The organism is Agrobacterium sp. DKPNP3 (assembly GCF_052686535.1).
Genome location: NZ_JBQYSN010000013.1, coordinates 64831 through 79966 on the forward strand (window position 1 = coordinate 64831; position 15136 = coordinate 79966).

11 protein-coding genes are annotated in these 15136 nt (G+C 55.3%); 5 read left to right on the top strand and 6 right to left on the bottom strand.

The window, feature by feature from the left end; translation table 11 throughout:
• The first annotated feature begins 335 nt into the window (after positions 1-335).
• The gene (locus ACUTJJ_RS06160; protein ID WP_261331405.1) at positions 336-971 is read left to right on the top strand and encodes a DUF1837 domain-containing protein; all 636 of its coding nucleotides are present in this window, start codon (positions 336-338) and stop codon (positions 969-971) included.
• Positions 958-4359, top strand: coding sequence for a DEAD/DEAH box helicase (locus ACUTJJ_RS06165; RefSeq protein ID WP_445541644.1), 3402 nt, complete (start codon positions 958-960; stop codon positions 4357-4359). The genes ACUTJJ_RS06160 and ACUTJJ_RS06165 overlap by 14 nt, the downstream gene beginning before the upstream one ends.
• Before the next feature lie 22 nt (positions 4360-4381).
• Here the strand turns inward: ACUTJJ_RS06165 and ACUTJJ_RS06170 are convergent, their stop codons facing one another.
• Positions 4382-5254 carry a hypothetical protein gene (locus tag ACUTJJ_RS06170; RefSeq protein WP_445541645.1) on the bottom strand — a complete coding sequence of 291 codons (873 nt, stop codon included), beginning with the start codon at positions 5252-5254 and terminating at the stop codon, positions 4382-4384.
• A 37-nt stretch (positions 5255-5291) separates the two neighbouring features.
• The gene (locus ACUTJJ_RS06175; RefSeq protein ID WP_445541646.1) at positions 5292-5831 is read right to left on the bottom strand and encodes a hypothetical protein; all 540 of its coding nucleotides are present in this window, start codon (positions 5829-5831) and stop codon (positions 5292-5294) included.
• A gap of 153 nt (positions 5832-5984) precedes the next feature.
• Here ACUTJJ_RS06175 and tcmP point away from each other — a divergent pair, with 153 nt between their 5' ends.
• Entirely contained in the window at positions 5985-6884 is a 900-nt protein-coding gene (gene tcmP / locus ACUTJJ_RS06180; RefSeq protein ID WP_445541647.1) for a three-Cys-motif partner protein TcmP, read from the top strand.
• Positions 6885-6902: 18 nt separating this feature from the next.
• On the opposite strand, the gene ACUTJJ_RS06185 is transcribed toward tcmP, so the two are convergent.
• Positions 6903-8150: a three-Cys-motif partner protein TcmP gene (locus ACUTJJ_RS06185; protein WP_445541648.1), complete on the bottom strand. Its 1248-nt coding sequence runs from the start codon at positions 8148-8150 to the stop codon at positions 6903-6905.
• Positions 8151-8184: 34 nt separating this feature from the next.
• Positions 8185-8961, bottom strand: coding sequence for a phage Gp37/Gp68 family protein (locus ACUTJJ_RS06190; protein WP_262528658.1), 777 nt, complete (start codon positions 8959-8961; stop codon positions 8185-8187).
• A gap of 233 nt (positions 8962-9194) precedes the next feature.
• Here ACUTJJ_RS06190 and ACUTJJ_RS06195 point away from each other — a divergent pair, with 233 nt between their 5' ends.
• On the top strand, positions 9195-10112 hold the full coding sequence (locus ACUTJJ_RS06195; RefSeq protein ID WP_445541649.1) for a hypothetical protein: 918 nt from the start codon (positions 9195-9197) through the stop codon (positions 10110-10112).
• 61 nt (positions 10113-10173) lie between these two features.
• Here ACUTJJ_RS06195 and ACUTJJ_RS06200 read toward each other — a convergent pair whose 3' ends face one another.
• Together ACUTJJ_RS06200 and ACUTJJ_RS06205 are read right to left on the bottom strand one after the other, a co-directional pair.
• Positions 10174-12348: a CHAT domain-containing protein gene (locus tag ACUTJJ_RS06200; protein WP_445541650.1), complete on the bottom strand. Its 2175-nt coding sequence runs from the start codon at positions 12346-12348 to the stop codon at positions 10174-10176.
• Positions 12349-12503: 155 nt separating this feature from the next.
• Complete coding sequence (locus tag ACUTJJ_RS06205; RefSeq protein ID WP_445541651.1) at positions 12504-13994, bottom strand: ApeA N-terminal domain 1-containing protein; 1491 nt, start codon at positions 13992-13994, stop codon at positions 12504-12506.
• Positions 13995-14417: 423 nt separating this feature from the next.
• Here ACUTJJ_RS06205 and ACUTJJ_RS06210 point away from each other — a divergent pair.
• A partial coding sequence (locus tag ACUTJJ_RS06210) for a hypothetical protein (protein ID WP_445541652.1) occupies positions 14418-15136 on the top strand: 719 nt, incomplete at its 3' end.

Here is a 15136-nt window from a genome sequence, read left to right on the forward strand (position 1 = left end):
AGGTTGAACACGTTAGGCGGATCGACACGCATTTCGCGTCAAAAATTGCGGATACTCATAGCGACGTGAATTCGCTGTTGTAATTTAACACAAAAGGCGAGTAACCCTGCCTACTCGGAGTAGTTGAGTGGGTCGAGACAATGGCATGGGATGAGCGAACGTGACCAGACGAGTTGCGACGGCAAGGGGGGAGCGTGCCACTATTCAACGATTGGTGCGACAGTGATCATCAGCAGGATGGCCGCAAGCATCTTCGGCGCCTGACAGAACTCGACGGTGGGCGGGCGGCAATCGCCGATCGGCTTCCAGATATCCTTCGCTCGCACTACGACGACATGGAGCGCATTGCCGATGACATCCGTGAGCTGGGCTTTCCTGGCGCTGCCGCCCTATTGGCTGAGCGCCTTCCCCGAACATCACGTGCACGATCAGGCGAACTCGGCGAAATCTTAGCAACGGAACTTGTTGAGGAGCAACTTGGCTTTTCCGTTCCAGTTCGGCGACTTCGCTACAAAGATGGACGCGAGATGGCCTTGCGAGGCGACGACTTTATCGGAGTGCGTATGGACGCCGCCGGCGATCTCTTCCTGCTAAAGGGGGAGGCCAAGAGCCGTGCGCAACTGGCGGGCGCGACAATATCCGAAGCCCGAACGGCCCTCTCCCGCGACAACGGCCGTCCGACCGCGACTTCCCTGCTTTTCATCGCCGACCGATTAATGGAGCGCGAAGATGAAAGCGCGACGGTCGGACGTGCGATACGCAATGAAGTGGCCAATCGTGCAGTACCTGCGACACGCATCGACCACGCTCTTTTTACGATGTCAGGAAATGCAGCACCTCAGGCGCTCATTGATGATCTTCAGGCCGCCGGTCCCGAGCGGACGCACACGGTTATTCATCTTCGCATCGTTGATCACCAGGAGTTCATAAGGCTTTCGTACGAAGGAGCTCTCGCCCTTGGAAACGATTGAGGAGCTAACAACCTTCCTAAACCTGGTCGCTGCAGACGGCGCCAGAGGCCGGCTGCAGGCTCGCGGTGAGGCGCGTTCTATCGTTCGTCAAGACGGCGTTCTTCCAGACGACGCGCCTGCATTCGGCAACACGATCGACACGGATCTTGCAGAATACGCCTTATCGCTGTTGCGCGCATCCATGGCTCTTCGCGAGGCGCAGGGCGAGCCAGAGGTTTGGCGGAGAGGCTTTGCACGGGCCGGCAATGCGTTTGAGGCGCTGGTTCAAAATGGCGCGCCCGATGACGTCAATCGAGGTTTTTATCGAATAGCAGGCGCCGCGTCATATCATCTTGCAAGCTATTCCGCATTGGCCTTTTCGCTAATTTCACAGCGATCTGACCGGCCGAATTTCGCACCGCCTGAGGAAGCACTAGCGTTTCTCATCCTGCGAGACCTCGACGGGCTGGGCACGCAAGCAAGAAATTGGCTTCTCGATCCGACCCATGGCGACGAGAGCGTTACGCGGTCTGCAGCGGAAGGTGAGCTTGACCCGGACGATGTGGTGAGGCTCGTTGTCACGACGACGATCTTCCGTTCGCTCGCCTTTTTCGAATTCGCACTTCAGACGGGAGTCGCAGACCTCGTCGATGAGGCGAGGTCGTTGTTGCGCAGAGCAATCTCCTTGGCCAAGCACGCAAATGCGGTGAGCCTGTGGTGGACTGCACGTATCGCCCTGAACCTGATCGATGACCTGTGGGCCAGCAGCTTGCATCAAATCCTTCCCGTCGAGGGGCCGGCTGGTGCCGAAGGATATAGGGCGCTGCGGAGACTCTTTATCGGAGAGCTCTATTCCAGACGTGTTGCAGAGGTCGAACTTTGGCCGTCGCAACTGGAGGCGGCGCGGCGCGCGATAGATCTCGCTGATGATCTTGTCGTCGCTCTTCCGACGAGCGCCGGAAAGACGCGAATTGCCGAGATCGCCGCGTTAATGGCGCTCGCATCTGGTCATCGCGTTCTGATTGTAACACCACTGCGAGCTCTTTCTGCGCAGACGGAGCGCTCCTTTCGGAAGACATTTGCAAGCCTCGGGTTCACGGTTTCCTCCCTCTATGGCGCCAGTGGTGTGGCGATCGGCGATGAGGACGCCCTTCGGTCGCAGGATATCGTAATAGCCACGCCGGAGAAACTGGACTTCGCGCTTCGTAACGATCCCACCATCATCGCCGACGTTGGGCTGGTCGTCCTCGATGAGGGCCATCTCATTGGCCCGAGTGAACGCGAGATACGTTACGAAAGCTTGGTGCAACGACTACTCCGCCGTCCGGACAATGCAGCCCGCCGTATCGTGTGCCTCTCAGCGATACTCCCTGAGGGAGACCAGCTCAATGATCTCACCGCTTGGATACGCAGTGATGCACCCGGTCCTCCAATACAGTCGGGTTGGCGCCCCACCCGACAGCGTTTTGGAACACTCACGTGGCAGGGAAATTCCGGCCGGCTAGGCTTCGACCTCGAAGCGGGCGGCCCCTACATAAGGCACTTCATTCCCGAGGAGCCGGCTATTCGCCCACGGCGAACTCCGTTTCCCAGAGACAACAAGGAGTTGACGCTTGCGGCCGCGTGGAGGTTTTCGGCTCAGGGGAAGCGAGCGCTGATTTTCTGCACGCAACGCGACCATGTTGAAGGCTACGCGGAAACTGTTGTCGATCTTCACAGGCGCGGATATCTGGCGTCGTTGCTCGATGACCCCGCGCAGGTGGAACGCGCGCTGGCCGTCGGTCGCGAATGGTTGGGTCCTAACCATCCCGCGGTGCAATGCTTGCCCATTGGCGTCGCCATACACCACGGGCGTTTGCCGGGCCCTTTTCTCCGAGAGGTCGAGGCATTGCTTGCCGCCGGGATTCTCCGCGTAACCGTCGCGTCGCCTACTCTTGCACAGGGGCTCAATCTCAATGCCGCCGTGCTTCTCATTCCCACACTCTATCGGGCGGGCGTGCCGCTGTCCGGCGAAGAGTTCGCCAACGTGGCGGGTAGGGCTGGCCGCGCCTTTGTCGACCTGGAGGGCCTTGTGCTTCACGTCATGTACCAGCCCGAAAACTGGCGGGTCCGAGCCTGGCGGGAGCTTGTCGGATCGTCAAAGGCCCGCTCATTGACGAGCGGTATCATTTCAGTCATCTCCGAAGTCATAACGCGTCTCGCACGGACAAACGTCTTCCTTCGGGCCGACGCTATTGAGTATCTCGCCAACGCGCAGGAAGCGTGGTTTCCGCAAGACCAGGCGGAGGATACGGACTCAATCGAAAGCTTAATCGAGCGGTTGGACGCAACCGTATTTGGTTTGATCGAGGCTCTCGACACGGACAGTGCGGAACTCCCGCGTCTTCTTGACGAGGCATTGACTGGCTCGCTTTGGGCACGCCAGATCGGTCGCCTTGGCCCCCAAACTCGATCGAACCAGCTCTGGGTTCTTTGGGCACGCGCAAGCCTGATCTGGAACAAGTCTACCGTAAACCAGCGTCGCGCGACGTTTGCAATGGGTGTCGGGCTTGAAGCTGGCTTGGCTATCGACGCGATAGCGGCGGATCTCACCGCTTTGCTGGATCAAGCCGATGCCGCCGCCTTGGCAGGAAACCTTCCTGTTCTCAGCGCGTCGCTCGTTGGCATGGCCGAACGCCTGTTCGCGATCCGGCCATTCGTTCCGGATGTCGAGCTGCCTGGCAACTGGCGCGACCTGCTTGGTGCTTGGCTCGCTGGTACCGACGTCGTCGCTCTTGGGCTCGAAAACATGCGAGTTGTCGAGGACGCTTTTGTTTACCGGCTCGTCTGGGCGATCGAAGCCGTCCGCATGCGTCGACGCGCCGAGGGTGGTGAAACCGATACCATTGAGGGCAGCGCCGCTGCGACTATTGAGGCGGGCGTTCCGCAGACAATGATGGCGATGCTAGTTCGAGCAGGCCTGCCCTCACGGATCGCGGCTATGGCCGCCATCCGTGAGACCAAACCCGCTTTCGTGACGCGTGGGGAAATGAACCAGTGGTTAGGTTCAAATGAGATCGCAGCACTTAGCGACCAGCCAGACTGGCCGACTGCCAACACTGGCTCCATCTGGAAACAGTTCCGAAACGAGGCCTTATCGGGGCCAGTAGTTAAATGGGCAGCGCAGGAATGGAATATGCAAAGTGCTCTTCCAGCATTCCTCAACTGCGCGATCCCCGGTCGGATCAGCATCAACCCGGTTGACGGAGTGGTCTCGGTAACGACGCCAGATTTCAAGCACGTAATTGGCATTAAACATCGCCTACGGCAATTCTCTCCCCGCCTGCTGCATGTCGAATATGCGGCCGACCGCCAGAGCGCCCGAATAATAAGGATTGGCCGTGGCGAAGCCCTCTGGGAACTACCTTAGGCGCTTAGGCGCCCAAGCGAACTCACACCACAGGTACGGACGCAAACGCCGTATCGATAATGGCGCCTTGAATCTTTTGCATGCATGAATTCGGCCCTGCGTGAATCTCGATGAGGTCGATCTGGCAAAAATCATTGCTTTCCCCAATTTCCAATGGCCAATATCGATTGTTCCCGTCAGTCGAGCTCTCGTCTCGACCTCCTGAGTGGCGCTTGATGAGAAGCCGCACCTCATCTTCCCGGTGAAGCATCGCCGGCAGGTAAAAAGCTCCGATTTTCGACAACGACCACGGCACGAAAGGTGGCTCTCCTTCGGCCGATAGAGCACTGTTGAGCTTCGACAGCACGGTCTCCGGTACGTCATACTGAATCGCTCGCAGTTCCGCCCGCGAAGGGTGAACACGGAACCTTAATCTAACACCCTGCCCACCTTCCGAGAAAACATTCCAAAGATCGATCTCGTCACCTCCGCCGGGGCGGGTCAAAGAGACATAAAAGATGTCATCCGACAATTTTTTATAGAATGGCTCCCCGGCGGTTTTATCGAGATAACCTTTCAGCCCATGCCTGATAGCGAAAGTGTCGAGTTCCCCTTCACCGATACGCTTTCGAGCCCAGTACAATCGTAGCTGTTGGGTCGCTGCGATCCCCTTGAGCGAAGCGACGGTAGTGTAGTGGAAGAGTTCACATGGGATTGGCGCTCTCGGAAACATACTATCGAGAATAGCACTGGAAAGTGCTCTGCTGCCGGTGTGTTCAAGGATCACTCCAGGGCGAACAGTGAGTTCGGTGTCGTGTGCATCCAGATTGATACCGTAGTCCCGCAATACTGAGCCAATGATCCGTCGGACCTTCCTCTCGTGCTCGATCTGCATGACAATCGGGGCTTCGGTCATGGTGAAGCGCCAACCAGTACGTCAGGGGAATGGAAAATCATGGTTCTGCGAACAGCTCTGCAATTGTTTCGGTGATGAGTTCGAAGGGCGCGAGAAACATCGGCGGGTTCAAAACAGCGCTTGTGCCATGGGCAAACATGTTTCGCAAATGGCTCAGGCCTTTCACATCGGCTGATATGAGGCCCTGGTTTTTTGCGCTCTTGAGCAGCTCATCGAGCATCGGCGCATGCCGCGGCTTGCCCTTCCTATCCAATCTTCCGACGAATTGCGAGCCGATGCGCTCCCGCAATGCAAGCTCAAGGCACGGGAAGGTCTGGGCTGCCGCTACGGTTAGAAGGTCATACGAGTAGTACGAATAGATGTACGCGTGGCGGATTGCGTCGTGAGATCGGCGAACGGTGTCTGGTACTTGTTGGGGTAGGTTAAATCTACGCATGTCATCGTACAGTTCCTCAAGGCTGCTCCCAAGAAAGCCGGCTCTCCCTGAGAAATATGGGTCGGGGATGCGCAGTTCACTCGCTCGTTTAAACATGCTCCCCACCCCGCTCATTACCTTCGCCCAGCCTATGATGTACACGAGCCTTGGCTCCTCGGCTATGCTGGCAGTGTACATGACATCACAAACCGCCTCGAAGCACTGAGTAATTCTCTTTGATGTGTTCATGCTAATTGAATGGCGTTCAAAACACCCCTACGTTGTGGGCGTGGATGAATCGCTGTGAGAGTTCTGATGGTCGCTGAGGTTGGCCCGTGGGCAAAAGAAAAGCTGGATATACTGGCCCGCTATCTCGATTTCTATACGAAGGTCCTGAAGAACCAGCCGTGGCGCACCATCTATGTCGACGCATTTGCGGGTGGCGGGCGCGCAAAGATTCGTAGCAAGAATGAGCCGCTGGCGATGCTCGATTTATTGGAAGCACCGGCCGAACAAGATTCTGAACAGGCTGAATTCCTTGATGGATCGCCCAGGGTTGCGCTTAGCATAGCCAACCCCTTTTCACGTTATGTTTTTATAGAACCCGATGCTAACCGCGCCGAGGAACTGAGCGATGTCGAAGCCGAATTCGGCGAGCGCCGGCAGATAACGAAACTAAAAGTCCCAGCAGCAAACGGAATCGCATGGGTCGTCGGCCAGGCAATTTCGAAGAATAGTCATCGTGGCGTCGCGTTTCTCGACCCTTTTGGAGCGAGACTCGAGTGGTCGAGTGTACAGGCCTTGGCGAATACCGGACTGTTCGAGGTTGTTGTGAATTTCGCGCTCAACATGGCGCTCAATCGAATGCTCCCCAATGATGGCAATGTTCCCGTCGCTTGGGCAGACACGTTGGATCGGTACTTCGGTAGCCGCGAATGGTTCGATGAGGTTTACTCTTCTGATGCCCATGGCCTGTTCGCATCCACAGAACTCCGCAAGCGAGACGATTATTCTGACCGCTTGCTAGAATTGTATCGGCGAAACCTGAAGAACGCTTTCGGCTTCGTGTCTACGCCCAGGCTGATCTGCAACACGCGTGGCGCACCGCTTTACTACTTGTTGTGGGCCGGCCCGCATCGCAAGGGCCTTGAGGGTGCAGATTACATCCTGAGAATGGGTGATAAGTTACCTAAGGTCCGAAAGGGATCCGCCTAGAAACAGGCAGAATTCTGCTCAGCGGTTTTCAAGCGGTCGTAGAAGTTGATGGAATGTCCGTTGCGGGTTGAGCCTGATAGTATCAGCTACCTTGATGGTACTGGCCTTGCGGCGTTCGCCTCCGGATTTGGTCGTGACCTTGAGGTCGGGGTGACCAACCAGCGATGAAAGTATGTCGGCCGAATGCGCAGGGGTCAAATTGTAGATGCTTTCATAGAAATCAAGGACATTAATCGCATGGCCCCGCTCGCTTAGAAGTCGAGGGACATCATCCCGTAGTTGATCAACCGCTGTTGTGCGCCCTGCTTGATCGAATAGGTAAAGATGGCCGTCTGTATGGCGAGCGTTGTAACTCAGCATATTTAGGCCGGCCCTGCCGAAATGCGCTTGCGAGCTGCTGTTGTCATGTAAGACGTTGTTATAGACCTGGCGGGCGCGGTACGACTTGGCGAAGTGGATAAACCAGTAACGCCATCCATCTGGATTGTGGATGGAGAAAGGGCTCACAAATGGCGCGCAGACCTGAAACGCATCGAACACGAGGCGCTCAGCCGTGCCCAGCCATCGTTCGTTGCTCATAGGAAAATTCAACTGTTCGATATCTCGAATTGGCAAGCCAAGGAAAGCCAATTGTGAGAGCAAGAGATCGGGGTTTGTTCGGCTCAAAAAGGCCAAGAACGACTGGATACTGAAGGTGTAAAAAATTTCAGATTGGTAGGTCCGGATAATATCTACCAAGGTAGCGCGGTCGACATAGCTGTGTCCACATTGATCCAGGTTGAACAACGCATTCGTAATTTTCGCCGATGTCAGTATTGTTTTAATCTTTGGGTAAGCGTCTTCGAATGGCTCGTTGAGGATGCTGGTCTCAATCCGAAGATTTTTGCTGGTTTCCCGCACTTCGGCAAGCATTGGAGCAATATTCTGCCTAAGTAGAGAAACTGCGGCTGGGTCGGCGTCGTTCAGAATCAAGTGGCATTCTAGGTCAATGTTGGAAAGCCCTTCGATTGCCCGTGCCAGATTTATTTGCTCGGCAGCCACTCGCATTCGGTCAACGAATATAAGCGGCGAGCCCACGGCACCTCCAGCATATCGTCCGGCACCAGCGAAGCCATCGACAATGGCGAAGCGAAAGCGTGGCTGCTGCGGGTGCTTACATCTGACGACTATATATTGCAGAACATATTCGTGCAGAATCTTGTGTTTGCGCTTCGAGTGCTCGTCAAGTTGCGCGCCACCTTCCCAATCATACCGTTTCCTTACCACTCATCCCCCGCTGTGAAAACGTTTTGTGGTCAGCTCACGGTACTGCATGGATTGGCATCTGATCCCATGTGCGACCCTTATATTCTCGGCCATTTGCCTTCTTCGACCGCCGTTTGTTATCCTTGCCCCACGTTCCCCATTGCTTGAAAAAGAACGCCGTATCGTTTTCTAGGCAAGTGTCGTATATCTCATCGATCCACTCCTCCTGCAGTGGTCGAGCAGATTTGCCGCTTTCGCCGCCAACGATAGCCCAGTGGATATTGGTAAGATCAATGGCTCCGACAGAACCGATCAGCGGTTCAAAAGAGATAAAGCGAATGGCTGCCGGCACGTGACGGAGATGGTCGATGCGATCCGTCACAGCATTGTCCTCGACACTGGTTCCAAGCCACACGTTCGGCAGAATTTCGCCAATCACCTCGCGGATCACAGTCGCCATACGTTCTGGCCGTTTGGTGAGAATCTGGTAGTTGTGGTGTGGCGTCTCGCGCATCACCTGCCAGACTTTTAGAATGAATTCATCGGAGACCGAATCATGGAAAAGGTCGCTCATTGAATTGACGAAAATCTTGCGGGGCTTTTTCCAAGCATGTGGAATGAGGAGAGCGGACTCATCCTCCCGCACAACCCCGGTCCAGATTGTCCTTGTGCCGCTCTTACGGGTTAGGCCCACATACTTGTCAACATGCATAGCTTCCAGTCGCTTGGCCATAGCCATCGCATAGCAGTTGGTGCATCCAGCGGACATGATGGTGCAACCCGCGACGGGATTCCATGTCGCGTCGGTCCATTCGATCTGTGTCTCAGCCATTTGCAACCCTCCGATAATCCGGTTGATATGACATCAACATATCCTTAATTCCCGTTAATTTGCAGCATTCGTCTTTAGATTGTAGGATGTCTTTGGCGCCTTTCTCTACATGAAAGACTTTATCTCGCGGACTGAGCTGAACGTATATGGCAACTTCTTTTCGGGTCTCATTCGATCTGTTACCTTCGTCTGTCCACAAACCAAACTTTTCGCCTGAAGGTGTGGGGACACTTTTGGCGGACAGCTTTAACGCTGATCTCAGTGCTAACCGCTCGGAATTCCCGTTCCTCCAGCGAGGTCGCACACTTCTGCTTGTCGCAGATTTTGGTGGCCATCATCAAAAGCAGCATTTTGACACTTATACGTTTTTAATACTGGACCTAGCGAAGAACCACGACTGGCTGGTGCGGCAACGCCAATTTCGCGATGCTATCCTGCCGAACCGCCGCCGAATGTCATTCAAGGCACTCAACGACGGAATGCGGCGTCAGGCGTTGGTTCCATTCATGCAAGCGGCGGCTGGTATCGAAGGCTACTTGGCACAGTTTGCCATCTCCAAAGCGGGTGGATCATTTTTCACCGGGCCGGCCGAGGACGCGGTGGGCGCCGAATTATTGAAACGATGGAAGCCGAACGTGCAAGAGCGCCTGCTGCGAGTATTGCACCTGAGCGCATTTCTATTGTCAGGCCTATCCTCACCGGGACAAGATGTTATTTGGATCATCGATGAAGACGATATCGCTGCGAATGTGGGTTTGCTTACAGACCTAACGCGACTTTTTCAGCGTGTTATGGCTTCCTATTTTTCTCATTCCCTGGGCCACATTCGCTGCAGCACAACGGGAATCGCGGATGACGGAAGTCTCGTTCTCGAAGACCTAGCGGCCATCGCGGACCTGACCACAGGGGCCTTAGGCGAACTATGCACAGGATTTGTCAATGAGAAGGTGTTCCCTCGCAAGGGTCTGATTACGCCGTTGCCTAAACAGCTCACATGGAAAACCAACCTTATTGCGTCTTGGATGGCTGCGACCGAATTCAACGTTCGGCGCCACACGACAATTCTGGAGTTGGGTCAGAGGCCGAAAGATACTCGTATCTCCACTTTGGGGTGGAGAATGTGCGAAAGAACTTTCGCTGCGTCGCCGTAGCTTGGGCATTTTCAACATGCCCTGCCTGCAGCTGATCCCTTAGCCGTAAAGAATAGGGGGTTCAGGGCTGGGCAGCGTTCAGCACATCATTGTCGGTGATGCAAAGCAAATCTGGATTTCCTAGATGTGTGTACCGCACGCTGTCACCCTCGGCGATGGTCTTCGAAACCAGGCGCGCCATATCGTCAGCTTCAAGCCCTGTCACCTCCATTAGCCTAGCCTTGGCATTCGCCCACCAATTGGCGTCTCGAGTGTGGACGAACATATTCACTTCTGTGCGCAGAGCTGCTGCTGGCCGTGGGGAGAGCATTTTCTTTTTTTCCAATCGGCCGATCAAATCGGAAAGAAAGTCGAGGCGAAGCATACTACCTACGACTTCACTCCAAAGTATGGGCCGCTTCGAGCCATGGACCACCGCATGGGTATACCACGCGGCGCGCATCGAAAGGCGAGCGGCAAAGAGGGCCGCACTCTTTGAGCGCACCGGAAGCAAGGTTGCGACGACGGAGGTTGCGCCACAAGTCAGAAACCCAGCGCCGGCGGTGGCGTGTGTGCGATCCGGCGAGTGAGTATCGCATGCACTAAGAACAACAACGGGTGGAGGCCGCAGCCTCCCGCGCAGTTCCCAGACGTCAACCTTCTCCGTGCCGATGTGCAGGAAGCCGGCGCCGCTGTTGCGATCATGCGACCCATGACCGTCGAAGATCATCATGGCGCCATGAAAGCTGTTGACGGCCTCGACGAACTGATCGCGGCAAGTCACTGTGACCTGCCGAAAATTTAGATGTTCCTTGGCAGTCTTGGTGAAGGTCTCCATTGCTATTCGGACGTCGTGGCGGATCGGGTCACTGGGGGAAAAGGAGGATACCACCAGAACTTCGCCGAAGGCCTTGGGCTTGATATAAAGCGTCTCGCTTCTCATGAGCTGAGTCATCATCAGGTTGCCGGGCGTCGTAGGAATGCGCGACACGTTCAAAGCTATAGCCAGGGGCAGATCACCCACAGGTAGCCATTCAAGCGGTGCGTCGGCGATCAGCTTCACGCCTGTTTGGCTGCTGGCAACAATCTCCAGCAAAGCCGGAGAGGTATAAGATCGAAGGGATTTTTGAACATTGCGAAACACGCGCTCGGCCTTGCCGTTCCCGCCGGTGCTTCGCCCGCCTCTCACGTGGGCTGTGAAATCCGACAATTCCGATGACAGGTTCACCCCGTTCGGCAGCCGCACTGTGGCTGCCAGCGTTGATGCCGCCCGAAGGCTGACGGCCAAGGTCTGTACATTCAATTCCTGAGCGCGCAGCCCCATGATGTACTGGCCGGCAGGCGACATGGTTCGTACCATCACGGCCCCAGGCCCGGAGAATGTATAACCCTTTTGCTGCTGAATGACCCGTATGGTTTCGAAGAGGCCTGCCGGCGCATTTGTGTTGGGCCGAAGGCGCTGGCGTGTGTGTGCGTAAAGTGATGGAGCGATAACGATCCGATCAGGTTTTGGAAAATGGGAAAATAGGGCTGGAAAAACCCCAACACTTTCTTGTTGTGAAATCACAGCATTCGCAGATTCCACGATCGCATTGATGTGCGGGCTCTCATCGCCTGGAGGCGACATAAGCGATTCCTCGGCCGCAAAGCTGAAACCGAGAGCGCGCAGCGTGACGAGATTGGGGACCGTGCAGTTGTGGAGTTTGGCAACGAGATCCAAACGTGGCGCGGTGGGCTTCCGCCATGCTTTCAAGGTTTTCCGAAGTTCGGCGACCGGGAACCCTTTCGCCCGCTCATGGAGCTTCACTGCAACGCGCCGAATATGGTCGCGCACATGGGTCCATCGCGCTCTATCTGGAGCGAGGCCGCCAGCGTCATCGGTGGAGATATGAAGAACGGGTAGTGTCTGACGACCTTCCCAATCTGAAAGTGCGCTGAAAATGGCCTCCGACCCAGAATATACAACCCAGTATGGATCGTCATGGGTGATGCGGAGTTGTAGAAAATTGCTGATTGTGAGGGGTGTCCAACTCCAGCCCTTACCTATGATCCGCCTTGCCTTTCTGGCCTCGAGAGGCAAGCCAAAATCAAAGATGTCTGCCGGCATTTCGGAAATCGACCGCAAGGCCCATTCCATATTGAGCATACTAGGCGAAATTCCTTGGAATATGCTTGCCTCTTCGAGGCTGTCTTCGTCAAGGACGACGACGTACCGTATCATCGATGGCCAGTTTACGTGCGGTTCCGCGTCTTTCATGAGGCCATCATTCCGTATCCGTATATCGCACCAAGTCTATGAGCGCGCAAATACTAGCAGCGGCTCAATCTCGTGTTTATCGGCTGCTCTAATGCACACTACCGTCTCCTCCCTGTTCCGTCGGAGCAGTTGTTCCCCCTGAAGGTTTATGACCTTCACACTTTCTGGCCGGGGCTTTTGCCTGCGGCCTTTTCTTCGCTTGCTTTTGCCTTGCCTTTTGGCGAGCCGCTCGTCTTTGCTGTCCCCGACCTTTTTCTAGACTTCGCATCTTCTTCTCGAGCTTTCCAGAGTTGGGTGAAACGTGAGTGCTCCATCAATGCGCCTAGGTTTTCCGAGATACCCCTTAGTTCAATGCCAAGGTCTCTCAGGGTGTGCAGCATGAGCATTGCCGTGACAGCCAGTTTTTCCTCGTAGAAATCCCCTGCGCTCTTGTCCGTCAGGACGGGCGCGCGATGGAACATCTGTGCCCGCCTCTGACTTATGCGACCCGCCAGTTTCGGCTGAAAATCAAAGCCAGCCGTATTTAAGGCTTCCATCGCGCGACTGATTAGCGTGGGAAGACTGGGGGCTTTGGTGTCCTTTTCGCTTAGATGCTTCTTGGCGTAATTCTTTATATTTTCGTCCGAAGCCCTATCGACATAGGCCCAGAAATCAGCTCTCCAGTTAAGGAAAGATTGTTCGTCAGATGACTTAAAATTCGCCTGAACATATTCTTCAAAAACCGGCATCACTGCAGCAAACTGGTCGTTCAACGAAGCACCGAACCAACGCGAATATTCAATGGCATGAATCCGGTTCATGATCGCCATCCGATCGGCGATGAACTCGTCAAGTACATTCTGCAACGACGCACCATCACGACCGCGCATGTTCAAGCGATGAAACGGGTGAGGTGTTGGCTGGTCTTGGAAGAACATCCCTCCCAAGCGAAGGGTTGAGTTTGCCACCTTGTTCGGATCTTCAACTGCCGGCTTCGTCATACCGAAAGAGGGCATCGCGGGACGGAAGCCGACAAGAAACCCGAAGAGAAGTTCCAAGCCCATACAAAGATCCATGACCTCGGCAAGCGATCGAGGCTGGTCGAACTTCACGTCGAAGCGAACTTGGTTTCGGACCTGATCCGCATCATCGCCTTGTTCAAAATGCGCAAGTGTAGTGACTGTTACTTGTCCGAGGTCCTTTACTATAACAGTCTCGGTTTGAGGCTCCGCCAGTTCCACCGAACGCGTTCGATATCTCTCGTCCTTCACTGCTCTGACTGCCTTCGCGCCGTACCATGCGGCAAAGGCTTTGGATTCGAAAAAGATTGAACCGAAAAGAGGCTCGTCCATATCATTTATGCATGCGCCCGAGACCAAACCTTGAAACGAACCTTTAACTTTGGTCCGTGCCATATGAGCCATTTTTGGTTCAACGAATTCAACAAGCGGCCTGACCAGCGTACCTTTTTCTCGATGATCAATCAGAATGGCCACCGGCCCAGCATTGGAAAAAACCCCTTCGGAATATTGGTCCGATCCATCTTCGGTAATCCGGATCACTTCGAACTGCCAATGTACCGCGGACCGATCATCATATGTGATCCGCCCGGTCCAGAAGTCGTCCTTGCCTGCTTCCGGGACGAAAATCAGTTCTTCAATGGCCATAAATGCTCCTCCTGATGCCGACGGCGACCCTACCCCCGGATCACAGCAATAAGAAACATTACACCTATCAAATTTAGGGAAAATGGGGAGTGATTGGACGGTAAGAGTTAAGAACACGTCCGTTCTTTGTCGAGACCGACATTAGCTTCGAACTCAATTGCCAACGGCGGGAAAGGCGCTCCGCAGTCTTTGCCTATGCGGATTGAACTCCGGTCGCGAGAAGGTGCTTGCCGTTGGCTGCAAATATGCGCCACAGATTGTCTTCCTGCCACAATTGCGAAGCGGCGGACAATCGAATGAAGATGTTCCTGCTTCGGCTGCGGATCGGTCGAACCCAATAGACCATTCGACGCGCGGGCCTTGCCGGACCGCTCTGGAACCGAAAAAGCGTCTTGGCCGAATCTATAAACGAAAGAGCAATTCATGGTAAACCTAACGGACTGGTCGCATCTCTCACGGATCCCGGACTTCATCGACGCGGACGAGATGGCGATCGTCGGCCACGATTTCGACGTTCCGCTCGTCGTGGGAAAGGGGCGATTCAGGATCATCGATAGCGACACTTTCGAATACGAGATAACGGGCAAAGCTCCGGACATTGGCCGCTCGCTGGGCTATCTCTCGAAAATCAGGCAGTATCCTTACCGGGGAGACTTGAGATGCAGACTAATGTTCGAGGGCCGCGGCGGCGAGCACTTCAACGGGGGCTGGACTGTCCCGCACTTCGAGCCGATCAAGGGCGGTCAGATGGGCGATCTGCTTTGCCGCGGGTCGTCGGACGAGCTGTGGATCGGCGGGCTACCCGGAGCTTCGGGGAAGCCTATCATGGAAATTCAGGTTTCCATTCCGCACGGACGCCGCTCGTTTTTCGCTCTTGCTAAGTTTGTCGGGGCCGGGCACCAGATGGACATCCTAGGCACCCGCCTGGAATTCGAATTCGACCAGACCAGCAACGTGCTAAGGATCAGTGCCGAAGCCGTTGATGGCTTCACCATCCCCTTCGGGGAGAATTGGCTCGCTGAACCGCTCCGTATCATGTTCGGCGAACTGATCTATCCGCGTCTCGTCATCAGAGACTTCGGCGAGGGCCGCGCCGACTTCTGCCTTCGGGCCGTCGCGGATGCCCGCAGACTGCCGGTCTG